Source organism: Ensifer sp. SL37 (genome assembly GCF_026672675.1).
Classification (GTDB): domain Bacteria; phylum Pseudomonadota; class Alphaproteobacteria; order Rhizobiales; family Rhizobiaceae; genus Ensifer; species Ensifer adhaerens.
The window spans coordinates 2,259,149-2,282,500 of record NZ_JAPPRN010000006.1; the positions used below are offsets into that span (position 1 = coordinate 2,259,149).

A 23,352-nucleotide genomic window follows, 5' to 3' on the forward strand; every position below is an offset into this window, starting at 1 on the left:
GGCCATGGATGCCAACGGAAAGAAGATCGTGCTTGTCGCGGCCTGCGCGCTTGTCGATTCCGATGGTCGCATCCTGCTCGCGCAGCGGCCGGAAGGAAAATCGCTTGCCGGCCTATGGGAGTTTCCGGGCGGCAAGGTTGAAGCCGGCGAGACGCCGGAGGAAACCCTGATCCGCGAGCTTGAGGAAGAACTCGGCATCCGCACCAAGGTCGCATGCCTGGCGCCGCTCACCTTCGCCAGCCACACCTATGACGACTTCCATCTGCTGATGCCGCTCTATGTCTGCCGCCGCTATGAAGGGGTTGCGATCGGGCGGGAGGGCCAGGCGATCAAGTGGGTTCGGCCAAAGGCCCTGCGCGATTTTCCGATGCCGCCGGCAGACGAACCGCTTATCCCGTTTCTTATGGATTTGCTCTGAACCTACCCGAAATCTGATTGATTATTAATCGATCGTTTATCTCCCTGGCGCAAAGATAGCTCCAATTCAGTTTTGGTACGTATCGTTGGCAACGGCGTATCGATTTCAGGCAGTGCGGTGGAACCAAGCTTGGGAAGGGCGCTTGCGTTCGCCGTATTTTGCGCGTTTGTGAGGCTGGGATGGTGGACGACGATTTCTGGAACACGGTTCAGGAAAAGGATCTGATGAATAATCAGTCCCGCCGGACAGGTGTGCTCAATCTGTCGCTGTTGTTCGGAACGGCGGTGATCGCGCTGACGCTGATCCTGACGCCCATGCTGTCATCCAAGACCGACAAGCGCATCATGGCGAACACGCCCGTCGATTACGACAACATTTCCACCGGCTCCATCCCTTCGAAGGGGACCACCAAGCGCTACACGGTTCGGCGCAGCGTCCTTCAGGAAATGCCCGGAGCGGTTTGCATTATCGATGCCGACGGCCGCAAGAGCGGCTGCTGAGGCGAACGCCATCGGCCCGTTTGGCGCTGGCGTCCGATTCGGATTGAACACAAATCTGGCTGGGGACGCATGGAAACGCTTAGACGCTTGTTTGGTGGCAAGGACGGCGGCATCGCCATCGAGTATGCGCTGATCGCCGCCCTCGTCTCCCTCAGCTTAATCTTCGGGGCCAACCAGATCGGCAACGCCCTGACCTACGTCTACGACTCGCTCGCCGCAGCGTTCCCGAGCGCATAAGCACTAAAACCGGATCTGGGGCGGATGCCGCCCTAGAGCGGCTGCTCCTTCGTGCCAAGCGCTGCCGAAAGCCGTTGCTTTGCTGAACCCGGCTTCAGCGGCTTCTGCTGGCTTTCGTGCGGCGCCCAGCCGGACAGATAGATGATGGAGAAGGTAGCGCGAACGCGGCCGTCCGGATCGGAGAAGCGCTCCGCGTAAATTTCCGCAGCCCTGAGGAAGAACCGCCTGGAAACGGGCGTGCGGCTGCGCGCCGAAAGCGGGCTGGTCATGCCCATGGCGCGCAGGTCGCGGATCAGCGCGAACAGCGAATCGTAGCGCACCGTGTAGGTTTCAGTGTCGGTGACCGGCAGAGCGAAGCCGGCGCGTTGGAGCAGAGCGCCGACGTCACGGACATCGGCGAAGGGAATGACGCGCGGGCTGGCGCCGCCGGTCAATTCGGCCTCCGCGGCCAGCAGCGCTTCGCGCAGCTCCTGCAGTGTGCCGCTGCCCGGGATGGCGGCGAGGAACAGCCCATCGGGCTTCAGCGCCCGCCGCACCTGGATGAAGGCGCCCGGTGTGTCGTTAGTCAGATGCAGGGACAGCGGCGAGACGATCAGATTGACGCTTTCCGGTTCGGCCGGAACTTCCTCGAGCGAGGCGATCGTCACCGGCGCCTCGGTCGAGCCGAAGCGGGCGTCCGTCTCGACGCGCTCGATGGCGTCGATTTTGCCGGTCGCCATCAGTTGGCGGGCCGTTTCACCCGTATAGCCGTGCAGTTCGAGTGCGCGATCAAAATGACGCTCGACCACGCCGACACGCTCGGCGAGCTCTTCGGCAACGATGTCGAGAAGGAAACCGGCCTTCGGATCGGCGTTTCTGAGCGCCCTTGCCCGGTGCGCCTCGACGAGGCTCTGGTCAAAGATTTTTTCCACGATAGTCTCTCCGCGATGGGCAGCAAAGAGACCTTCGGAGGCACAAAGTCAACCGCATGGCATGGGAGAGGTTGCGTATTCCGCAGGCGTGGCGCGCGGGCATGCTGAGACGATTCGGACTGGGGCTCGTCAATCTCGTCTTTCCGCCTGTCTGTTGCGGTTGCGGCCGGCTGGTCGGCGACCATCGCGCGGTCTGCGCCTCCTGCTGGGCGACGCTGCCGCTGATCGAACGGCCCTATTGCGATATTCTCGGCATGCCGTTTTCGGTCGATCACGGCGCCGGAGCGGTGTCACCGGAGGCGATCGCCAACCCGCCTGCATTCGATCGGTTAAGGTCGGTGGCGATCCATGAAGGTGTTGCCCGCGATCTGGTCCACGGGCTGAAATATCGCGACCGCACGGATCTCGCGCCGATGATGGCGACATGGATGATCCGGGCGAGCGACGGTGCCGTCGCTTCCGCCGACGCGATCATCCCCGTGCCGCTGCACGCCTTCCGGCTGTGGAAGCGGCGGTTCAACCAGTCGGCGGAGTTGGCGCGAGCCATTGCGCAGCTCTCCGGTCGTCCGTATCAGCCCGACATCTTGAGGCGCATCCGGCGCACGAGCCCGCAGGTTCGCCTGGGGTTGCGCGCCCGCGAGGAGAACGTCCGCGGCGCCTTCGCCGTCTCGGAAAGCGGCAGGGCGGGTCTCAGTGGGAAAAGCGTGGTTCTCGTCGACGATGTATATACGACCGGCGCAACCGTTGCCGCAGCGACCCGTGCGCTGAAGCGGGCGGGAGCCGGGTCGGTCACGGTTTTGACCTTTGCAAGAGCCGTATCCGGTCTTATATGACAATCAGATGTCCGGCACGGTCGCCGGCAAAGGAGCGGTTCAGGATCATGGCTTCGGTGGTCATTTATACGCGTCAGTTCTGCGGCTATTGCTCGGCCGCAAAGAAACTCCTGGAAACCAAGGGCGTTTCCTTCCTCGAGCACGATGCCACCTATGATCCGAACGTTCGGCAGGTGATGATCGACAAGTCGCACGGTGGGACGACGTTCCCGCAGATCTTCATCAACGACATTCATGTCGGTGGCTGCGACGACCTGCACGCGCTGGAACGCGCCGGCAAACTCGACGCGATGCTGGCTGCCTGAGGCACCGTACCCTTGCATGAGGCGACGTCCCGTTTATCTGCGGTGAGCGCTTAGGAGTTGGACGTAATGACTTTCAAGGCCGCAGCCATTCAGATGTGTTCCGGCGTCGATCCGCGCAAGAATGCGGAGACGATGGTGCGGCTCGCGCGCGAAGCAGCAGCCCAGGGCGCGACCTATATCCAGACTCCGGAAATGACCGGGGCGCTGCAGCGGGACCGGGCGGCGCTGCGCGCGGTCCTGAAGGACGAGGCCAACGATCTTATTGCCGCGGCGGCAGCTCAGCTTGCCGGCGAACTTGGCGTCTACCTCCATGTCGGCTCGACGCCGATCGCGCTTGCTGGCGGCAAGATCGCCAATCGCGGCCTGCTGTTTGGCCCGAATGGCCAAAAGATCTGTGACTATGACAAGATCCATATGTTCGACGTCGATCTCGACAACGGCGAGAGCTGGCGGGAAAGTGCCGCCTATCAGCCAGGCAGCATTGCGCGCCTGGCCGAACTCGACTTCGGCAAACTTGGCTTTTCCATTTGCTACGACGTGCGCTTCCCGGAGCTTTTCCGGCAACAGGCCGTTGCCGGCGCCGAGATCATGTCGGTGCCCGCCGCCTTCACGCGGCAGACGGGCGAGGCGCACTGGGAAATCCTGCTTCGCGCCCGCGCGATCGAGAACGGCCTCTTCGTCATTGCCGCCGCGCAAGGGGGCACGCATGAGGATGGGCGTGAGACGTTCGGCCATTCTATGATCGTCGATCCCTGGGGGCGCGTGCTCGCTTCGGCTGGCCCTACGGGCGAGGCGGTTGTGCTTGCCGACATCGATGTCGCCGCCGTGCATGCGGCGCGCGCCAAGATACCGAACTTGAAGAATGCCCGTAGCTTCGTGCTCGATGAAGTGGCGCCGACCGGGAAGGGAGGCGTTGCCGCTTGATCCGCTACACCCTTTCCTGCGACAACGGCCACGATTTCGAGGGCTGGTTCTCGTCGAGTGACGATTTCGACCGCCAGGTCGAACGCAAGCTGGTCTCCTGTCCGAGCTGCAACTCGACATCCGTTGCCAAGCAACTGATGGCGCCCTCGGTCGCGACCGCGCGCAAGAAGGAGGCGACGCGGGCGGTGATCATGGACCAGGCGCAGAAGGAAACGGTCGCCAAGATCCGCGAGCTGGTGAAGTCCGTACGCGAGAACGCCGAGGATGTCGGCGAGCGCTTTCCCGAGGAAGCCCGCAAGATCCACTACGGCGAGGCGGAAGAGCGCGGGCTGATCGGCAAGGCGACGGCGGAAGAGGCCGTGGCGTTGCTCGAAGAAGGGATCGCGGTCGCGCCGCTGCCGATCTTGCCCGACGAGGTCAACTGACGCGGGGCACTTTCGCATCTGCGCGTCTAAACTTTGGTTCCGCCCTTTAAATACAATGCCTTGGCTCCCATCTCGCAGCTTTGCAATGGGAGTTTTCCAGCCAATGGCATTGTCCGATGTTCACATTTCCACTGATCGCCTCGTTATCCGGCCCTTCGTGCCTGGCGATTTTCCGGCATTCTTTGCCTATCACCGCCTGCCGGAGGTCTACCATTATCTCTATCAGCACCCGCTCGACGAAACGGCAGCGCGGACAAAATTCGCCAAGGCTTCGGCGCCAAAGCTCGTTGACGATGGGGACGTCGCGGTGTTTGCCGTCGAGCGCCGCGAGGATGGCGTACTGATCGGCGAAGTCCTGCTGAAGCTCGCAAGCAGTGCGGCGGAACAGGCGGAGACCGGCTACATCTTCAATCCCGACTTTGCCGGCAAGGGCTACGCTACGGAAGCGATGCGGGCGTTGCTTGATCTCGGCTTTTCGACGCTGAAGTTTCACCGGATCTTTGCCCGGCTTGATGCCCTCAACAAGGGGTCCGTCGGCGTCGTCGAGCGTCTCGGCATGCGCCGCGAAGCGCATCTGATCGAGAACGACCGTTTCAACGATGTCTGGGGCGACGAATACGTCTATGCGCTGCTGAAGCGCGAGTGGCAGGAGCGTCGGCAGGCTGGCTGAGGCCGCCGACAGCTGCTCATAGCGGCCGCTTGGCGACGATCATGTAGTTGACGTCCATGTCCTTGGACAGGTTCCACTGATTGGAAAGCGGATTGAAGAAGACGCCGGTCCGCTCGGTCACTTCGATGCCGTTGGCCACGAGCGGCTTTTCCAGTTCCGCCGGGCGCACCAGTTTTTCATACTGGTGCGTACCGCGCGGCAGCCAGCGCAAGACGTTCTCGGCTGCGAAGATGGCAAGCGCCGCTGCCTTCATGGTGCGGTTGATGGTGGCGACGAACATCAGACCGCCGGGGCGAACCATATGGGCGCAGGTGGTCATGAAGAAATCGACATCGGCGACATGCTCGACCACTTCCATGTTGAGTACGATGTCGAAGCTCTCGCCGGCTTCGGCAAGGGCTTCGGCGGTCACGGCGCGATAGTCGACCGCCACACCGCTTCCGGCCGCGTGCGTCTTGGCGATGCCGATGTTCTTTTCGGAGGCGTCGGCGCCGAGAACATCGGCACCCATGCGTGCCATCGGCTCCGACAAGAGGCCGCCGCCGCAACCGATATCGAGCAGCCGCAGACCTTTGAGCGGCTGCGGGCTCCTTGGATCACGGCCGAAATGCTCGGCCACCTTGTCGCGGATATAGGCGAGGCGAACGGGATTGAACTTGTGCAGTGGCCGGAACTTGCCGGTCGGATCCCACCACTCCGCGGCCATGGCGGAAAAGCGGTCAACCTCGCTCTGGTCAATCGTCGTGCGTGCGGTCTCGCTCATGTCGCCGTCTCCTTGCATCGTCCCGACAGCGCCGCGCGTCTTTCAAGGCGCGCTAAGGACGCTGTAGCACTTTAAAGTGCTGCACAATTCTATCCTTAAATCGATCCCGATTTAGGGACTTGTGCAGCAGTGAAGTCGGACGATCGGACAAGGAAGTCAAGAGGCGGCGCTGGGCCAGATCGGCGCACACGCGTGCGTGGCGCCCGTCCTGCTAGGCGTCCGCTTCTGGCTGGTAGTGCAGGATAACCACGCCGGACGTCAGAGGGCGTGTGTGGGTCAGTTTGAGTTTCGTCCGCTTCAGCCCTGGTTTGAACAGCGGCACACCCTCGCCGAGCAGCACCGGATTGATGCCGAGGCGGTATTCGTCGACGAGGCCCTTCTCGATCAGTTCGCTCGCGAAGTCGGCGCTGCCGAAAACGAAGATCGTGCCGCCATCCAGCGCCTTCAGTCGTTCGACTTCGCTTGCGGCGTCGCCGGTCACGAGCGTCGTGCCGGCCCAATCGGCGGAGGTCAGCGTGCGCGAGAAGACGAATTTCTCGACGCCGTTCATGAAGGTCGCGATGTCGCCTTCGGCGGATGGCCAGTAGCCCGCCATCATTTCATAGGTCACGCGGCCGAAAAGCAGGGTGTCGGCCTCGAGCTGCGTTTCGCCGATATAGGCGGCGAGTTCGTCCTCGAAGACGAACCACTCGATGTCGTGCCCCGGTGCTTCGAAGAAGCCGTCGACGCTAACCATGTCCCACATGATGACCTTGCGCATTGTATCTCTCCCGTTGCGGCATGCCTGTCACGGAAAGGGTGGCAAATCTGATATTGTTTTGCAAGTGGTTTTATTTTTGAACCGGATTGGTTGGTGCTGCGGCTCTTCCGCGTGCTAGTTTCTGCGCTGGCGAGGGGAGGAAACCACATGGGCTTGAACAGGATCGATTGGGCAGTCGGCGCCATCGCGCCGCAGCCGTCCGATCATCTGCTCGAAGTCGGTTGCGGCCATGGCATTGCCGTGACGAAGGTTTGCGATCGGCTCGACGAAGGGGGGATTGTCGCCATCGACCGCTCGGCTGTGATGATCGCGGCGGCAGCACGCAGAAATGCTGAACATGTTGCTGCAGGCCGGGCGACCTTGCGGGTTGCGGAGCTTCGCTCGTTCGATCTCGGTGGCCGTCGCTTCGCCAAGGCGTTCGCCATGCGCGTCGGCGTGTTCACGCGGGGCGATCCCGCTCGAGAGTTTGCGGCGCTGGCGCGGCTGTTGAAGCCTGAGGGACGTCTTTTTCTTTTCCATGACGAGCCGTCCACGGGGGCCGACGACGTTGGCGCGCGGCTCGCGGCGGCGGCCCTTCGCCACCGCTGGCTGGTCGAGGCACTGTCGGCGCAGATATTTTACAGCGGCGAAGTCGCATGCCTGATTGCGCGGCCGCCCGCCTGATGATGTTGGCATTTGTGACGCCCGCTTGTTGCGGGCGTCACAAATGCGATGATTGCGCTTTATGTCAGCCGACGTCGCCTGCCGCCGCCGAGGCGAAGAAGTCCTCGGGATCCTCGACCTCGACGAGGCGGCGCTTCTCGATCAGCCAGAAGCGGTCGCCGACATTGCGCACGAAGCTGCGGTCGTGGGAGACGAGCAGGCAGCTCGTCTCGTTTCTCAACAGCTCCGTTTCGAGCGCTTCCTGGCCCTCGATGTCCAGGTGGTTGGTCGGTTCGTCGAGCAGGTAGAAATTGGGCTCCTTCAAGCGCAGCACCAGCATGGCAAGACGCGCCTTCTGACCGCCCGACAGCCGGCCGATCGCCTTTTCCTGCATGTCGATGCCGACGCCGACACCGACGAGCAGGCTACGGGCGCGCTGGTCGCCGAGCGAGAAGCGGCGGGACAGCGCGGCAAGCGGCGTCTCCTCGTCCGACAGGCCGGCAAGCGCCTGGTCGCTGTAGCCGAGCACCAGCGAGGGTGTTGCCTTCAGCGTCTCCGGCGCGCGGGAGGGCTCCTCGATCGCCGTGCGGATCAGGTTGACGAGCCGTGTCTTGCCGGCGCCGTTTTCGCCGAGCAGCACGATGCGGTCGCCCTGGCAGATCCAGCGCTTGCCGGTGCGGAAAAGCGGGGTGCCGTCGGGCGTTTCGACCTGGACGTCGTCGAGCGTCACCAGGATCTTGGCATGGGTGCCTCGATTGGCGAGCCGGATCGCGCCGGCGGAACGTTCCTGATGCGCGGGCTTTGCCGCATCCTCCAGCCGTTCTGCGCGCTGCTTCAGTTGCTTCGTCTTTATCGTGAGCAGGTCGCTGCCGGAGTTGATGCCGATATTGTTGAGCTTGGCGGCCTGGCGACGCAGTTGCTGCGCCACCTTCATGTCGCGCTGGTAACGCCGCTCCTCCGATGCGTCCACCTCATCGAGAGCGGCGCGCGCCCGCGAATAGGGGAGCGCGAAGATCGGCGATTGCTCTGGCCTCAGGAACAGCGTGCGGTTGGTGGTTGCGTCCAGGAAGGCGCGGTCGTGGCTGGCAACCAGCACCGGCACGTCGCGTGGCAGCGCATTCAGCCAGGCCTCCAGCCGGCCGATCTTGGCGAGATCGAGATGGTTGGTCGGCTCGTCCAGCAGCAGCGCGTCTGGCTCGCTAACCCAGACGCGGGCAAGCAGCATCAGGCGCTGCCAGCCGCCGCTCAACTCCGACACGGCGCGAGCCCGCAGAACCTCCGGCACATCGAGGGAATCGAGCACGATATCGACGCGCCAGCTTTCGTTTTCCGCCTGGTCGGCCGGGAGGGCGGAAAGAACGGCGTCGTGGAAGGAGAGAGGTAAAAGCGACGCAGGCACGTTCTGCTCGACGTGACCGACCGTCAGCCCGCGCGAGCGGGTGATTTCGCCGGCGGTCGGATCAAAGCTGCCGGCGATTGATCTCAGCAGGGTCGACTTGCCGCGGCCGTTGGCAGCGACGATGCCGATACGATCACCGGATGCGACGGACAGGCTAAGACTGGAGAAAAGCGGTGCGCTCAGGCTGACGCCGAGGTTGCGGATATTGATCAAGGCCATGGTCGTTCTCTGGACTGCACGAGCGACGGCGGATCATCCGGGGCGGCACTTCAGGCCGGGGTTTCGGATGGTCGAGCCCGCAACACAGACATGCTGTGCTCGGGCCGCATCGGCTCGGTATTGGAAGACGATGCAGGCGTTGAAACCGAAATGGTTCCGCACTGCATCACTCTGGGCAGACCAGGGATAGGCTCGCGATCTTCGCGAAAGGATGTCTGGTCAGCCCTGCAAACGCATCTGCAGGGCTTGGACGGGGCCACGCTGGCGGTGGTGCCGGAAAAATGTCATCACGTGCAGCCCCCCTTTCTCGAATTTGAACTTGCGGCAGCGTCAATAACACCGTCGCGCGCAATTTTCGATGGCTTCGCGCCGGCCCCGAGCCGGTGTGCTCACATCTGCAGCCCGAGGAACTTGAACGGTTCGGCCTGCTTGAAGTCGCCGGTCGCGTCGCCCGAATAGGTGTGATCCTGGTTTTCGCCGAGATCGAGCTTCATCACCTTGCCGGTCTCCTTGGTAAAATCGATCTTCTTCAGGTCGACCCAGAAGGTGTTCGGGGTCAGCGCCGACTCGAAGAAATAGAGCTTGCGCTTGTGATCGACCACGGTGCGCCAGCGGGTCGAGGAAATGTTCGGTTCCTCCGGCGTGTTGAGCCCATAGGGAACCGAGACATTGCGAATGACGCTGAAGACGCTGGCCAGCGCACGGTCGGGGTTCTCGTCCTTCGGAATGGCGTTGACGTAGAACGAGGCGCGAGCGAAACGATCGGCCGCGCGGTTCGTGCCCGGCAGCATCACCGTGCCGCCGATCTGCTTCCAGTAGGCGTTCAGGGCCAGTTGCTGGTCGAAGACAGGCGAATTGGTCATCACCTGATACGGGCGACCGTGATGGATCACCTGCTTGCCGCCGATATACTCGACGATTGCGCTGTCGCCGGTCTTGTCCGAGATCGAAAGGTGCAGCGTCGTCAGCCGGTTCTCACCCGGTACGTTGTCGGTGACGATCGTGAACGGTTCTTTCTCAAGCGCCTTCACCGCATCCTCGACAGTGGCGAAGCTGTCGAGCACATATTGCGCCCAGGCGGCGATCGTCAGGCCCGGCTTCGATTTGTCATTGAAGTCAGGGTACTCGGATTCGACCAGCCACAGGAGATTGGCATTGAGGCCGGCCTCGTTGACGCCGTCGGTGGTCGAGACATCATAGCCGGTGGCCACGACGCTTCCATACTTCGCCGTCCATTTGAACGAGTTCGGCCCTGCCTGACCGTTGCGCTCGGTGCCGCGCGGCAGGACCCAGAGGTTGGTCGCGACGTCGCTCTTCCAGTCCATCGATCGGGCAGTGATGATATTGTCATCGGGGCCGAGATAGACGAGGCGGGTGCAGGCTTCCGCCGTCGTCTGACCGAGCATGAGAAGGGCGGCAAGTGCGGATGTGACCGATCGGACGGCCGGCTTTACGATGAACGTCATACCATTCTCCTTCGCGGGCAAAGCGTATGCTGGGTATCCGCCAGACGGTCCTTGAGCGTTGAAGCAGGCCCAGGTTCTAAAACAACATGGAAAAGCCGATCACCGGGCCGTGCTGGTTCACGTCCCAGCGGAACTTGTTCGCGCCCGTGAAGTCGTCGCTTTCGTAATCCTGATAGAGCAACCGGTACCCGGCGCGCAAAATTGTCGGCTGGCCAAGCATTTCGGTCCGGTATCCGAGATAGGCCTGGGCGTTGACGCTGAGCTTTGAGCCGACATCGAAGCCGCCGACATCGGCCTCGGCGACGAGGTTCCAGCGCTCGCTGAGATCGGCGTTGAGCCGCAGGCCGACGAAGGGGTCGGTCCAGTCGGCGCTCTTGCTCGTGTTGAAACCGGCCACGGACACGTCCGCCTCGAGCTTCGTCCAGCGCAGACCGATCGTCGGCTCGATCGACAGCGTCCGGGGCTTGCCGAAGACGGTGTTGCCGCCGAGTTCCTGCTCATAGACCTGATAGAACGCGCCGAAGGCCAGCGTCGTCATCTTGATGTCGAGGCCGATCTCATGGCTGAGCAGCTCCTCATCCTGGCTGGTACGGACGTATTGGCCGTCGAAATAGACACCCCATTGGCCGTTGGTCAGCTCGATGTTGCCCATCAGCGCCAAGTCGAAATGGTCGAGCGTGTCTTTGAAGGGCACGTCGACATCGGTGTCGAAGCCGGCAAGCGATGCGTCCCCCTTGAGGCTCGCCGCCCAGACATAGGGGCTGACGATCACCGTCCAGTCGCCTTGCGGCGCCATGCGCGCCTGGTCGAAATCGGCGGCGTTCGACAGTGTCGAACACAAGAGCGTCACGGAAAGCGCGACGGCACAGCGGGCCATCATTCGTGCGGTTGCGGGTATGCGATGTGCTTGCATGTCTGCCCCCTCAAGCGTCCGTTGGCAGCCTAGCCGGCGCTGCCGCAATTTCAAGTGGCGCAAACCGCGACCGCGCACGTTTCCCCACCGTGCGTATGGAGCCTTATTCCTGCCGCCCTGCCATTGCGCGCAGGCCCCTGATCCGCTAAGAGACGCCGCGACTTTCCGCTCCCCGAAGCGGTGACTGCCGATGTGCGAGAAGTCTCCCAAGCTTTTTGACCGTCGGGCGCCGGCGGGGGCTTTCCTGTCACGCGCGCAAGCGCGCGCAATTTGGGTACCGGTAGAGGCACATGGCACGCATCGTGATGAAATTCGGCGGGACGTCCGTCGCTGATTTAGAACGCATCCACAATGTTGCCCGCCATGTGAAACGCGAGGTCGATGCCGGCCACGAAGTTGCCGTCGTCGTTTCCGCGATGTCCGGCAAGACCAATGAGCTGGTCGGCTGGGTGCAGAACATGCCGAAGGCAACCGGCGCCAACTCGCCCTTCTACGATGCGCGCGAATACGACGCGATCGTCGCGTCCGGCGAACAGGTGACCTCCGGTCTTCTCGCCATCGCGCTGCAGTCGATGGGCATCAACGCCCGCTCGTGGCAGGGCTGGCAGGTCCCGATCCGCACCGACAACGCCCACGGCGCTGCCCGCATTCTCGACATCGACGGTGCCGAGCTCATCCGCCGCATGGGCGAGGGCCAGGTCGCCGTCATCGCCGGCTTCCAGGGACTTGGGCCCGACAACCGCGTCGCCACCCTCGGCCGCGGCGGCTCCGACACCTCGGCCGTTGCGATTGCCGCCGGCGTCAAAGCTGATCGCTGCGACATCTACACCGACGTCGATGGCGTCTACACCACCGACCCGCGCATCGAGCCGAAGGCGCGGCGTCTGAAGAAGATCGCGTTCGAGGAAATGCTGGAAATGGCATCGCTCGGCGCCAAGGTGCTGCAGGTGCGCTCGGTGGAGCTTGCCATGGTGCACAAGGTCCGCACCTTCGTGCGTTCGTCTTTCGAAGATCCCGATGCGCCGGGCATGGGTGACCTTCTCAATCCGCCCGGTACGCTGATTTGTGATGAGGATGAGATCGTGGAACAGGAAGTCGTAACCGGCATTGCCTATGCCAAGGATGAAGCCCAGATTTCGCTGCGCCGTCTCGCCGACCGGCCGGGCGTCTCCGCCGCGATTTTCGGCCCGCTGGCTGAAGCCCATATCAACGTCGATATGATTGTCCAGAACATCTCCGAGGACGGTTCGAAAACCGACATGACCTTCACGGTTCCCTCCGGCGATGTCGACAAGGCACTGAAGGTGCTCGGCGACAACAAGGACAAGATCGGTTACGACGTCGTCCAGTCCGAAGCCGGCCTCGTCAAGGTATCGGTCATCGGTATCGGCATGCGCAGCCACGCCGGTGTTGCAGCGTCGGCCTTCCGTGCGCTTGCCGACAAGGGCATTAACATCAAGGCGATCACCACTTCCGAGATCAAGATTTCGATCCTGATCGATGGACCCTATGCGGAATTGGCGGTTCGCACTTTGCATTCCGCCTACGGTCTCGATAAGAGTTAATCGACAGACGACCGATTTGGGATTCGCGGCGACTTGGCCGCGCATCCCGTTTGCTGCCGTCCCCTCTATTTCGGGAGACCCCACGCGATGAGAGACCTTTCCGCAGGTCCGCGCGTTCTCCTCAAGCGGTTGCGCGAGTTGATGGCGGAACCGCTGGAGCCGCAGGAGCGCCTTGACCGTATCGTGCGCCAGATCGCGCAGAATATGGTCGCGGAAGTGTGTTCGGTCTACGTGCTGCGCTCCGACGGCGTGCTCGAACTCTATGCGACCGAAGGTCTGAACAAGGCCGCCGTTCACCTGGCGCAGTTGAAGATGGGGCAGGGCCTCGTCGGTACCATCGCCGCTTCGGCCCGGCCGCTCAATCTGTCCGACGCCCAGTCTCACCCGGCCTTTACCTACCTGCCGGAGACCGGCGAAGAGATCTATCATTCCTTCCTCGGCGTGCCGATCCTGCGCACAGGGCGCGCGCTCGGCGTTCTCGTCGTCCAGAACAAGGCGATGCGCAACTATCGCGAGGACGAGGTCGAGGCGCTCGAAACGACCGCCATGGTTCTCGCCGAGATGGTGGCAACCGGCGAGCTCAAGAAGATCACCAAGCCAGGTCTCGAACTCGATCTCTCGCGTCCCGTCTCGATCGACGGCAATAGCTACGGCGAAGGCATCGGCCTTGGCTATGTCGTCCTGCACGAACCAAGGATCGTCGTCACCAATCTCCTCAACGAGGATACCGACCAGGAGCTGCAGCGGCTTGCCGAGGCGCTCGGGTCGCTGCGCATCTCGATCGACGACATGCTGTCGCGCCGCGAGGTGTCGATGGAGGGCGAGCATCGGGCCGTGCTCGAGACCTACCGCATGTTCGCGCATGACCGCGGCTGGGTGCGCAAGCTCGAAGAAGCGATCCGCAACGGCCTGACGGCGGAAGCCGCCGTCGAGCGTGTGCAGAGCGAAACCAAAGCGCGCATGATCCGCCTGACGGATCCGTATCTGCGCGAACGCATGCATGATTTTGACGATCTCGCCAACCGCTTGCTGCGCCAGCTCTCGGGCTACGGCGCCAAGCTTTCGGCGAGCGACTTCCCGAACGATGCGGTGATCGTCGCGCGCGCCATGGGCGCTGCCGAGCTGCTCGACTATCCGCGCGAAAATGTGCGCGGCCTGGTGCTCGAAGAGGGTGCCGTCACCAGCCACGTGGTGATCGTTGCCCGCGCCATGGGCATTCCTGTGATCGGCCAGGCGACCGGTGCCGTGGCGCTTGCGGAAAACCGCGACGCGATCATCATCGATGGCGATGACGCCAAGGTGCATCTGCGGCCGCTCGCCGACCTGCAGCGCGCCTATGAGGAAAAGGTTCGCTTCCGGGCGCGGCGTCAGGCACAGTTCCGCGCGCTGAAGGACGTCGAACCGCTGACCCGGGACGGCACGCGTATCACGTTGCAGATGAATGCCGGCCTCTTGGTCGACCTTCCGCATCTGAACGAGGCAGGTGCCGAAGGCATCGGCCTCTTCCGCACCGAACTCCAGTTCATGATCGCCTCGACCATGCCGAAGGCAGAGGAACAGGAAGCCTTCTACCGCAGCGTGCTGAAGCAGACGGGCGGCAAGCCCGTAACCTTCCGCACACTCGATATTGGCGGCGACAAGGTGGTTCCCTATTTCCGCGCTGCGGAAGAGGAAAACCCGGCGCTCGGCTGGCGCGCCATCCGGCTTTCGCTCGACCGGCCGGGTCTGCTGCGCACCCAGCTCCGCGCGATGCTGCGGGCGGCGGCCGGTGCCGAGCTCAAGCTGATGCTGCCGATGGTCACCGAGGTTTCCGAACTCAGGATCGCGCGCGACCTCCTGCAGAAGGAAATCGAGCGGCAGTCGAAGCTCGGCGAACAGTTGCCGCGCAAGCTGCAATTCGGCGCCATGCTGGAAGTGCCGGCGCTGCTCTGGCAGCTCGACGAGCTGATGACCGAGGTGGACTTCGTCTCAGTCGGCTCCAACGACCTCTTCCAGTTCGCGATGGCCGTCGACCGCGGCAATGCCCGCGTGTCCGATCGTTTCGACGTGCTCGGGCGCCCGTTCCTCAGGATCCTGCGTGATATCGTGCGCGCCGGCGACCGGCACGATACGCCGGTGACGCTCTGCGGCGAGATGGCGAGCAAGCCGCTCTCGGCCATGGCGCTGCTGGGTCTTGGCTTCCGTTCGGTGTCGATGTCGCCGACGGCCGTAGGACCGATCAAGGCGATGCTTCTGGCGCTTGACGCGTCCAAGCTAGGCGCACTGCTCAACGCTGCACTGGACGACACGCGAGATCAGACGCCCGTTCGCCAGATGCTGGTGGATTTCGCCGCGGAAAACGGCATTCCGGTTTAGATTGAAGTGACGCGTCGCAACCCTCGTCCGGAGCTGATCCGGCCGGGGCGAGACGCATTGGAGTGAGACTTGGCAAAGCTTCCCGTTGAAAAGATGCGCGAACTGGAACGGCGGTTCGGTGAAATCGAGGCGCGCATGTCCGCCGGCCCGGCCGCGGACGTCTACGTCAAGCTCGCCTCGGAGTATTCCGAACTGCAGCCGGTGGTGACGAAGATCCGCGCCTACGAAAAGGCGACGGCGGAGCTTGCCGACATCACCGCCATGCTCGCCGACAAATCGACCGACCGCGAGATGCGTGATCTCGCCGAAATGGAAAAGCCCGAGGTCGTCGACGCGATCGAACAGCTGGAACAGGAGATCCAGATCCTGCTCCTGCCGAAGGATGCAGCCGACGAAAAGAGCGCGATCCTTGAAATCCGCGCCGGAACCGGTGGTTCCGAGGCGGCGCTGTTTGCCGGCGACCTGTTCCGGATGTACGAGCGTTATGCGGCGGGCAAGGGGTGGAAGGTCGAAGTGCTGTCGTCGAGCGAAGGCGAAGCCGGCGGTTTCAAGGAAATCATCGCTACCGTTTCCGGGCGCGGCGTGTTCGCGCGGCTGAAGTTCGAATCTGGTGTGCACCGCGTACAGCGCGTGCCGGAGACGGAGGCGAGCGGCCGCATTCACACCTCGGCGGCAACCGTCGCAGTGCTGCCCGAGGCCGAAGACATCGATATCGAGATCCGGCCCGAGGATATCCGCATCGACACGATGCGCTCGTCGGGCGCCGGCGGACAGCACGTCAACACGACGGACTCGGCCGTGCGCATCACCCACCTGCCGACCGGGCTCGTCGTCACCAGCTCGGAAAAGTCGCAGCACCAGAATCGTGCGAAAGCGATGCAGGTGCTGCGCTCGCGCCTCTACGACATGGAGCGCCAGCGCGCCGACAGCGAACGCTCGGCCGACCGCAAGAGCCAGGTGGGATCGGGCGACCGCTCCGAACGCATCCGCACCTACAATTTCCCGCAGGGACGCCTTACCGACCACCGCATCAACCTGACGCTATACAAGCTCGACCGGATGATGATGGGCGAGATCGACGAAGTCGTCGATGCGCTGCTTGCCGACTACCAGGCGAGCCAGCTGGCGCAGCTCGGCGAGCAGCGGGGCTAAGAGATGGCCGAGACGCTCGCGAGCCTGGTTGCCGAAAGTCGCGATCGCCTGCAGGCGGGCGGCATCGAGCATGCGGCGCTCGACGTCCGGCACCTGATCTCGGGCCTGCTCGACCTGTCGCTGAGCGCGGTCGTGTCGCGGGGCAGGGACCCGGTTTCGGATGAGGATGCCCAGCGGATCCGGGCGGCGGTTGCGCGCCGGCTGGCGCGCGAGCCGGTCTATCGCATCCTCGGTGAACGCGAGTTTTTCGGTCTGCCGCTGAGGCTGTCGAAGGAAACCCTGGAGCCGCGCCCGGACACCGAGACCTTGGTCGACCGCATGATCCCCTATCTGCGCGCGGTGGTCGCGCGAAAGGGAGGTTGCGAGATCATGGATCTCGGGACCGGCACGGGCGCGATTTGTCTCGCGCTTCTGTCTGAGGTTCTTGAAGCCAGGGGCACGGCTACCGATATATCCGGAGACGCGCTGGCAACGGCGACGGCAAATGCCGTCGCTCTCGGACTTGCGGATCGCTTTCGGCCGTTGCTCAGCAACTGGTACGAAAAGGTGGACGGTCGTTACGACGTTATCGTCTCAAATCCGCCGTATATCCGGTCCAGTGTGGTCGAAGAGCTTGAGCCGGAGGTGAGACTTCACGACCCGGCCGCAGCGCTTGATGGCGGAGAAGATGGGCTAGATGCCTATCGCGCCATCGCTTCTCAAGCTGGTCATCATCTTGAGACAAACGGCGTGATAGGCTTGGAAATCGGTTTCGACCAGAAAGAGGCGGTAACGGCGTTGTTTTACGCCGAAAAATTCCGTCTGCGTGAAGAGGCGAAGGATCTCGGCGGCAATGACCGCGTCCTGATCTTCGAACGCGACACAAACCGTTGAAAAAATGCTGCACTGGCGCATCTTCTTTCTTGCAGAGGCAAAGAAAGGGCTTGGAATCCCAGAGGAAGCGGGCTAGTTTGCCCGCGCACTGGGCAGAAGGTCATGGACCTAAGATTCGTTCCGGTATGACCTGGCCACGGGGATTGCTCTCAAGAAAGAGTTGCTAGGGTTCAACACGTGCCTTGTGCGGGTACCTGTTAATTTGACGTCAGTCGGCGCCGAAGCCGCCATTGTGCGAGCGCAACGGTGCGTGCTCTGTCGGGCGGATCCGGCCGGAAGACGAAACCACATGATCATCATTATCAAGAGAATTCGGGTGAATGTACTATGAGGCCAGGACAGCAAAACAAGCGCGGCCGCGGGCGAAATAACAACAACAATAACAACAACAATGGAAGCAACAACAATCACAACCGCAAGGGCTCGAATCCGCTGACGCGGACCTACGACAGCTCCGGTCCGGATGTGAAGATTCGCGGTACGGCCCAGCACATCGCCGAGAAGTACTCTGCACTTGCGCGCGACGCCCAGAGCTCCGGCGACCGGGTCATGGCGGAAAATTACCTGCAGCACGCCGAACACTACAACCGCATCATTGCTGCCGCGCAGGCGCAGATGCAGGATCGTTTCCAGCGTGACGACCGTCAGGACTTCCGCGGCCACGACGCAGCCGACCAGGACCAGGACGATCTGGATCAGGGCTACGCCGACGACATGCCGGCTTCGGGTGCCGCAGCCGTAACGCCTGTTGCCGAGCCGCAGCCCGTTGTCATCGATGGTACCGGCCCGCAGCCGGTGATCGAAGGCACGCCGGCCGAAGTTGCGATGGAAGAAGAAGCTCCTGCCGCTTCCGGCCGTGCCGCAACGCGCCGCCGCAACGCGCCGCGTCCGCGCCGTCCGCGCCGCAGCGCCCAGGAAGGTGCTGCCGACGAAGCTCAGCCGTCGGGTGATGACGCTCCGGAAGCGCCGGCTCTGGCTGCTTCCGAGTAAGCGAGGTCGCAATAGTCAGCCTGCCCGGTGCAGGCATCAAAAACCCGGCCCATCGCGGCCGGGTTTTTCTTTGTACGGCAAACGCTGATCAGCCAGTTTCACTGGTCAGCTTTTGGCACTGTCGATGATGAGTGCAGTTAGGTTGCTGCTCGCAGCGGTCTCGTTTGTGCGCCCGCGGATCAGTTCGCGGCCGATCGCCTCGGCCGCGCCGGCGATACCCGTGCAGCGAAGCCTCAGATCGTCCTCGGGGACTTCCGAGAAAGGAGAGAGGGCTGCCTTGATCATGGCGACGTAATCGTCAGCCTGCTGTTGCTGCGTGGCGATCATGTCCGCATTGCCGCGCAGCGCGCCGGAGATCGCCTGCCATTCCTCGCCGCTTTCGACAGCACAGTTGATGTAGACGGAACTGATGATATCGGCGACCGCTTCGAGCCGATTTAATGCACCCTTCAGCGCGACCTTCAGTTTTTCCGTGTGCCGGTCTTCGATTTCCTGGGAGAGCGCGATCAAGAGCCCCTCGCGCGTGCCGAAATGTTCATAGGCGATCGGCTTGCTGACGCCAGCGCTTTCGGCGAGATGGCCAAGCGTCAGGGCGTCGGCGCCCCGTTCGCGCAGGATCTCCCTGGCGGTCTCGAGCAGCTGGGCGCGCCGCTCGGGCTTCGCAAGCTTTCGGCCTTTCGTCCGGCTCATCGATCACAATCCTCTTTTCGCGTCGGCCCATGCCTCTTGAAAGTGGTATTCGGCATCTTACTTACCAATAGTAGGTTACTAATGGTAAGTTTGGTAGGTGCCGCTTACCTCTCGTTTAGGAGATAGGAAGATGTCGAGCAAGTTTCTGCCCGTTTTGATTGTCGGTGGTTCCGGTGTCGTCGGGTCGCAGGCCGCAAGGATCATTCGTCGTCTGCACCCGACGCTGCCGATCGCGATCGGTGGCCGCGATCTTGGCAGGGCCGAGGCGGTCGCACGTGAGGTTGGCGGCGCGGTCGGGGTCAGCGTCGACCTCAGTCGCCCGGATCTCGGCCTTGGCGATGCGCCCCGCTTCAGCGCCGTCGTCATCTTCCTGAAAGACGAAAAGCTGAGCTCGATGCGTTACGCCCAGCGCCACGGCATTCCCTATATCAGCCTATCGAGCGGCACCTTCGAGGTCGGTCCGGAGATGGCGCAGTATATCCACGCGCCGGACAGTGCGCCGATCCTGCTCGCCAGCCACTGGCTCGCCGGCGCCGCGATCTTCCCGATCCTCGACTTTGCCAAAGCCTATGAGGCGATCGACACGATCCGCATCGGCGTCTTGCTCGACGAAGAGGACATGGGTGGGCCGGCAGCACTTGCGGATTACAACCGCATCACCGGCCTTGCGCCCGCCGCTTTGACCGTCGCGGATGGCAAGTTCCACTGGGCCGGCGGCGAGGATTCCAAGGCGCGCTTCAGAAGCGTTGACGGCGTCGAACTCGAAGCGACCGCCTATTCGCCCTTCGACGTCATGGCGCTTTCGGCCCGTACCAACGCCAGCGATATCCGCCTGGATCTTGCCTATAGCGTGTCCGCGAGCAGACGGCGCGGCGAACCGTTCTCGACGGAGATCGCCATCGATATCAAGGGCCGCGACAAACACGGCGAACTGGTCGACCGTCGCTATGAGATCGTGCACCCTCAGGGCCAGGCCCCACTGACGGCGCTTGGCGTCGCCCTTGCGGTCGAGCGCATGCTGGGCCTTGAAGGTGGGGCCGCCCCGACGCCGGGCCTCTATCTGCCGGAGGTCCTGATCGAGCCGGCCTACTATGTGCGGCGGATGAAGGAATTCGGCGCGTCCTTCGCCGAGCGGACCCCCGCGGCATAGACGATCCCGCGGCCGCGTTACCCTTTCGGTGCGCGGCCGCCTCGTGGTTGCAGATTTCCGTCTCAGGAGCGTCGGGAGGCTCTTTAATTTCCAAAATCGCTGCCCCATATTCGCTTCGGACGCGTTGATCCGACGCAAAGCGGGGATCGCGCCACACTGACAGGCTTGCCGAATGCGGGAGCCTGATCCTGAAACACCGACGGGTGCCATGATGGGCCTGCCGGGATATGGAGGTAGAGTATGAACATCGAAAAATATTCCGAGCGCGTGCGCGGTTTTCTGCAGTCGGCGCAGACCTATGCGCTGGCGCAAGGACACCAGCAGTTCACGCCGGAGCATGTGCTGAAGGTACTGCTCGATGACGACCAGGGCATGGCCGCCTCGCTGATCGAGCGGGCCGGTGGTGATGCCCGCGAAGCGCGCGCCGGCAATGACGCAGCGCTTGCAAAGCTTCCCAAGGTTTCCGGCGGCAACGGTTCCGTCTATCTGTCGCAGCCGCTTGCGCGGGTGTTTTCGAGCGCCGAAGACGCAGCCAAGAAGGCCGGCGACAGCTTCGTCACCGTCGAGCGCCTGTTGCTGGCGCTGGCGATCGAAAGCTCGGCTGCCACCGCAGATGTGCTGAAGAAGGCCGGCGTCACGCCGACCAAGCTCAACCAGGTGATCAACGACATCCGCAAGGGCCGCACCGCCGACAGCGCCACTGCCGAACAGGGCTTCGACAGCCTGAAGAAATACGCGCGCGACCTGACGGCCGACGCGCGAGAAGGCAAGCTCGACCCGGTCATCGGCCGCGACGACGAGATCCGCCGCACCATCCAGGTGCTGTCGCGCCGCACCAAGAACAATCCGGTTCTGATCGGTGAGCCCGGCGTCGGCAAGACCGCGATCGCCGAGGGCCTGGCACTGCGCATCGTCAATGGTGACGTGCCGGAAAGCCTCAAGGACAAGCGGCTGATGGCGCTCGACCTGGGCGCGCTGATTGCCGGTGCGAAGTTCCGCGGCGAGTTCGAGGAGCGGCTGAAGGCCGTGCTCAGCGAGGTGCAGGCCGAAAACGGCGAGATCATCCTGTTCATCGACGAGATGCACACGCTGGTCGGGGCCGGCAAGGCCGATGGCGCCATGGACGCCTCCAACCTATTGAAGCCGGCGCTTGCGCGCGGCGAACTGCATTGCGTTGGCGCGACCACGCTCGACGAGTACCGCAAGCATGTCGAAAAGGACGCGGCCCTTGCCCGTCGCTTCCAGCCGGTCATGGTCGAGGAGCCGACGGTCGAAGACACGATCTCGATCCTGCGCGGTCTGAAGGAAAAGTACGAGCAGCACCACAAGGTCCGGATTTCGGATTCGGCGCTGGTTGCCGCCGCGACCCTTTCGAACCGCTACATCACCGACCGGTTCCTGCCGGACAAGGCGATCGACCTGATGGACGAAGCCGCGTCGCGGCTGCGCATGCAGGTGGATTCCAAGCCCGAGGAGCTCGACGAGCTCGATCGTCGCATCATCCAGCTGAAGATCGAGCGCGAGGCCCTGAAGAAGGAAACCGATGTCTCGTCGAAGGATCGGCTCGAGAAGCTCGAACTTGATCTTGCTTCGCTCGAAGAGCAGGCATCCGCGCTGACGGCCCGCTGGCAGGCGGAAAAGCAGAAGCTCGGGCGTGCCGCCGATCTCAAGAAGCAGCTCGACGAAGCTCGCAACGAACTGGCGATCGTCCAGCGCAAGGGCGAGTTCCAGCGTGCCGGCGAACTGACCTACGGCGTCATCCCGAAGCTCGAAAAGGAGCTCTCGGACGCCGAAAGCCAGGAGAACGCCAATGCCAACCCGATGGTGCAGGAGGTCGTGATCCCCGACAACATCGCGCATGTCGTTTCGCGCTGGACGGGCATTCCGGTCGACAAGATGCTGGAAGGCGAACGCGACAAGCTGCTTCGCATGGAAGACGAATTGGCGAAGTGGGTCGTCGGCCAGGGTGACGCCGTGCAGGCAGTTTCCCGTGCCGTCCGGCGTGCCCGTGCGGGTCTCCAGGATCCGAACCGGCCGATCGGCTCGTTCATCTTCCTGGGCCCGACCGGCGTCGGCAAGACGGAGCTGACCAAGGCGCTTGCCCGGTTCCTCTTCGACGACGAGACCGCGTTGCTGCGTGTCGACATGTCGGAATATATGGAGAAGCACTCCGTCGCCCGGCTGATCGGTGCGCCTCCGGGCTACGTCGGCTACGAGGAAGGCGGTGCGTTGACCGAAGCCGTTCGGCGCCGGCCCTATCAGGTCGTGCTGTTCGATGAGATCGAGAAGGCGCATCCGGATGTCTTCAACGTGCTGCTGCAGGTGCTCGACGACGGCCGCCTGACCGATGGTCAGGGTCGCACTGTCGACTTCCGCAACACGATGATCATCATGACCTCGAACCTCGGCGCGGAGTATCTGGTCGGGCTTGGCGAAAATGAGGACAGTGATGCGGTTCGCGACCAGGTGATGGAGGTGGTGAAGTCCGCCTTCCGGCCGGAGTTCCTGAACCGCGTCGACGAGATCATCCTGTTCCACCGGCTGCGTCGGTCGGAGATGGGGGCGATCGTCGATATCCAGCTCGAAAGGCTGCGCAAGCTGCTTGCCGAGCGCAAGATCACGCTGGAACTCGACGACGATGCCCGCGCGTTCCTGGCCGACAAGGGCTACGACCCGGCCTATGGTGCCCGTCCGCTGAAGCGGGCGATCCAGAAGTTCGTGCAGGATCCGCTCGCCGAGAAGATCCTGCAGGGCGAGTTCCCTGATGGTTCGACCGTCAAGGTGCTTTCGGGCTCGGACCGCCTCAACTTCAAGCGCGGGGCGGGGCCGGACAAGGAAGCCGCCTAAGTCCGGCAGCGCACAAATCAAGAGGCCGCCCTTCGGGGCGGCCTTTCTGTTTGTGCTGATTTTCGAGCAGGGGAGGGGAGCGGTTAGTTGCTCGCGACCTCTGCGCCCGTGCCGTCCTTGTTCAGCAGTTCGTCGATGCGGTCGCGTTCCTTCTCGAACTTCGCCAGCGCGTCGCCCGAAAGCGACTTGCCGCCGGGCAGTCGGATGCGCAAGGGGTCGACCTTGTTGCCGTTGACGATCAGCTCGTAGTGCAGGTGCGGTCCGGTCGAAAGGCCGGTCGTTCCGACCCAGCCGATCACCTGGCCCTGGACGACCTTGTTGCCGACCTTGACGTTTTTGGCGATC

General features: G+C 63.0%; 24 protein-coding genes (1 of these 24 running past the window's edge). 16 read left to right on the forward strand and 8 right to left on the reverse strand.

What is annotated here, in order from left to right:
* Positions 1–4 precede the first annotated feature (4 nt).
* From mutT to OVA00_RS22980, 3 genes are all read left to right on the forward strand, one after another.
* Positions 5–418, forward strand: coding sequence for an 8-oxo-dGTP diphosphatase MutT (gene mutT / locus OVA00_RS22970; protein WP_060518377.1), 414 nt, complete (start codon positions 5–7; stop codon positions 416–418).
* Between the two features lie 179 nt (positions 419–597).
* A complete protein-coding gene (locus tag OVA00_RS22975) occupies positions 598–918 on the forward strand; it encodes a hypothetical protein (protein ID WP_034797725.1) in 321 nt (106 codons plus the stop codon).
* Between the two features lie 69 nt (positions 919–987).
* Positions 988–1,155, forward strand: coding sequence for a Flp family type IVb pilin (locus tag OVA00_RS22980; protein ID WP_268089658.1), 168 nt, complete (start codon positions 988–990; stop codon positions 1,153–1,155).
* Between the two features lie 32 nt (positions 1,156–1,187).
* Here OVA00_RS22980 and OVA00_RS22985 read toward each other — a convergent pair whose 3' ends face one another.
* Positions 1,188–2,066, reverse strand: a complete 879-nt coding sequence (locus tag OVA00_RS22985; RefSeq protein WP_060609785.1) for a methyltransferase domain-containing protein — start codon at positions 2,064–2,066, stop codon at positions 1,188–1,190.
* 101 nt (positions 2,067–2,167) lie between these two features.
* Between OVA00_RS22985 and OVA00_RS22990 the strand changes: the two genes are divergently transcribed.
* From OVA00_RS22990 to OVA00_RS23010, 5 genes are all read left to right on the forward strand, one after another.
* Positions 2,168–2,899, forward strand: coding sequence for a ComF family protein (locus tag OVA00_RS22990; protein ID WP_268089659.1), 732 nt, complete (start codon positions 2,168–2,170; stop codon positions 2,897–2,899).
* A 47-nt stretch (positions 2,900–2,946) separates the two neighbouring features.
* A complete protein-coding gene (grxC, locus tag OVA00_RS22995) occupies positions 2,947–3,204 on the forward strand; it encodes a glutaredoxin 3 (protein WP_034797718.1) in 258 nt (85 codons plus the stop codon).
* 66 nt (positions 3,205–3,270) lie between these two features.
* Positions 3,271–4,128, forward strand: a complete 858-nt coding sequence (locus tag OVA00_RS23000; protein ID WP_268089660.1) for a carbon-nitrogen hydrolase family protein — start codon at positions 3,271–3,273, stop codon at positions 4,126–4,128.
* The gene (locus tag OVA00_RS23005; protein WP_034797716.1) at positions 4,125–4,553 is read left to right on the forward strand and encodes a DUF1178 family protein; all 429 of its coding nucleotides are present in this window, start codon (positions 4,125–4,127) and stop codon (positions 4,551–4,553) included. Before OVA00_RS23000 ends, OVA00_RS23005 begins: the two co-directional genes overlap by 4 nt.
* Positions 4,554–4,656: 103 nt before the next feature.
* Positions 4,657–5,223, forward strand: a complete 567-nt coding sequence (locus OVA00_RS23010; RefSeq protein WP_268089661.1) for a GNAT family N-acetyltransferase — start codon at positions 4,657–4,659, stop codon at positions 5,221–5,223.
* Between the two features lie 16 nt (positions 5,224–5,239).
* Here OVA00_RS23010 and ubiG read toward each other — a convergent pair whose 3' ends face one another.
* A complete protein-coding gene (gene ubiG, locus OVA00_RS23015; protein WP_268089662.1) occupies positions 5,240–5,986 on the reverse strand; it encodes a bifunctional 2-polyprenyl-6-hydroxyphenol methylase/3-demethylubiquinol 3-O-methyltransferase UbiG in 747 nt (248 codons plus the stop codon).
* Positions 5,987–6,197: 211 nt separating this feature from the next.
* Entirely contained in the window at positions 6,198–6,746 is a 549-nt protein-coding gene (locus OVA00_RS23020; protein ID WP_060518369.1) for a dihydrofolate reductase family protein, read from the reverse strand.
* Between the two features lie 147 nt (positions 6,747–6,893).
* Between OVA00_RS23020 and OVA00_RS23025 the strand changes: the two genes are divergently transcribed.
* Positions 6,894–7,409 carry an SAM-dependent methyltransferase gene (locus OVA00_RS23025; RefSeq protein ID WP_268089663.1) on the forward strand — a complete coding sequence of 172 codons (516 nt, stop codon included), beginning with the start codon at positions 6,894–6,896 and terminating at the stop codon, positions 7,407–7,409.
* A gap of 64 nt (positions 7,410–7,473) precedes the next feature.
* Here OVA00_RS23025 and OVA00_RS23030 read toward each other — a convergent pair whose 3' ends face one another.
* The 3 genes from OVA00_RS23030 to OVA00_RS23040 form a co-directional block, all read right to left on the reverse strand.
* A complete protein-coding gene (locus tag OVA00_RS23030; RefSeq protein ID WP_060518365.1) occupies positions 7,474–9,006 on the reverse strand; it encodes an ABC-F family ATP-binding cassette domain-containing protein in 1,533 nt (510 codons plus the stop codon).
* Between the two features lie 389 nt (positions 9,007–9,395).
* Positions 9,396–10,412, reverse strand: a complete 1,017-nt coding sequence (locus tag OVA00_RS23035; RefSeq protein WP_442780573.1) for a linear amide C-N hydrolase — start codon at positions 10,410–10,412, stop codon at positions 9,396–9,398.
* Between the two features lie 136 nt (positions 10,413–10,548).
* Positions 10,549–11,349, reverse strand: coding sequence for a hypothetical protein (locus OVA00_RS23040; protein ID WP_442780574.1), 801 nt, complete (start codon positions 11,347–11,349; stop codon positions 10,549–10,551).
* Between the two features lie 326 nt (positions 11,350–11,675).
* On the opposite strand from OVA00_RS23040, the gene OVA00_RS23045 reads away from it, so the two are divergent.
* From OVA00_RS23045 to OVA00_RS23065, 5 genes are all read left to right on the forward strand, one after another.
* On the forward strand, positions 11,676–12,950 hold the full coding sequence (locus OVA00_RS23045; protein ID WP_034797696.1) for an aspartate kinase: 1,275 nt from the start codon (positions 11,676–11,678) through the stop codon (positions 12,948–12,950).
* Between the two features lie 87 nt (positions 12,951–13,037).
* Positions 13,038–15,305, forward strand: coding sequence for a phosphoenolpyruvate--protein phosphotransferase (ptsP, locus tag OVA00_RS23050; RefSeq protein ID WP_034797694.1), 2,268 nt, complete (start codon positions 13,038–13,040; stop codon positions 15,303–15,305).
* A gap of 69 nt (positions 15,306–15,374) precedes the next feature.
* Positions 15,375–16,457: a peptide chain release factor 1 gene (gene prfA, locus OVA00_RS23055; protein WP_060518361.1), complete on the forward strand. Its 1,083-nt coding sequence runs from the start codon at positions 15,375–15,377 to the stop codon at positions 16,455–16,457.
* A gap of 3 nt (positions 16,458–16,460) precedes the next feature.
* Positions 16,461–17,330, forward strand: a complete 870-nt coding sequence (gene prmC / locus OVA00_RS23060; protein WP_034797690.1) for a peptide chain release factor N(5)-glutamine methyltransferase — start codon at positions 16,461–16,463, stop codon at positions 17,328–17,330.
* A gap of 327 nt (positions 17,331–17,657) precedes the next feature.
* On the forward strand, positions 17,658–18,320 hold the full coding sequence (locus tag OVA00_RS23065) for a DUF4167 domain-containing protein (RefSeq protein ID WP_034797687.1): 663 nt from the start codon (positions 17,658–17,660) through the stop codon (positions 18,318–18,320).
* A 105-nt stretch (positions 18,321–18,425) separates the two neighbouring features.
* Here OVA00_RS23065 and OVA00_RS23070 read toward each other — a convergent pair whose 3' ends face one another.
* Complete coding sequence (locus OVA00_RS23070; protein WP_034797685.1) at positions 18,426–19,010, reverse strand: TetR/AcrR family transcriptional regulator; 585 nt, start codon at positions 19,008–19,010, stop codon at positions 18,426–18,428.
* Between the two features lie 130 nt (positions 19,011–19,140).
* Between OVA00_RS23070 and OVA00_RS23075 the strand changes: the two genes are divergently transcribed.
* Positions 19,141–20,160 carry a hypothetical protein gene (locus OVA00_RS23075; protein WP_034797683.1) on the forward strand — a complete coding sequence of 340 codons (1,020 nt, stop codon included), beginning with the start codon at positions 19,141–19,143 and terminating at the stop codon, positions 20,158–20,160.
* A 240-nt stretch (positions 20,161–20,400) separates the two neighbouring features.
* The gene (gene clpB, locus OVA00_RS23080) at positions 20,401–23,007 is read left to right on the forward strand and encodes an ATP-dependent chaperone ClpB (protein ID WP_268089665.1); all 2,607 of its coding nucleotides are present in this window, start codon (positions 20,401–20,403) and stop codon (positions 23,005–23,007) included.
* A gap of 83 nt (positions 23,008–23,090) precedes the next feature.
* On the opposite strand, the gene OVA00_RS23085 is transcribed toward clpB, so the two are convergent.
* Positions 23,091–23,352, reverse strand: the end of a protein-coding gene (locus OVA00_RS23085; RefSeq protein WP_034797679.1) for a M23 family metallopeptidase. Its footprint extends 1,706 nt past the window's final position; the window shows 262 of its 1,968 coding nt (coding positions 1,707–1,968); the start codon falls outside the window, past its right edge; it ends in the stop codon at positions 23,091–23,093.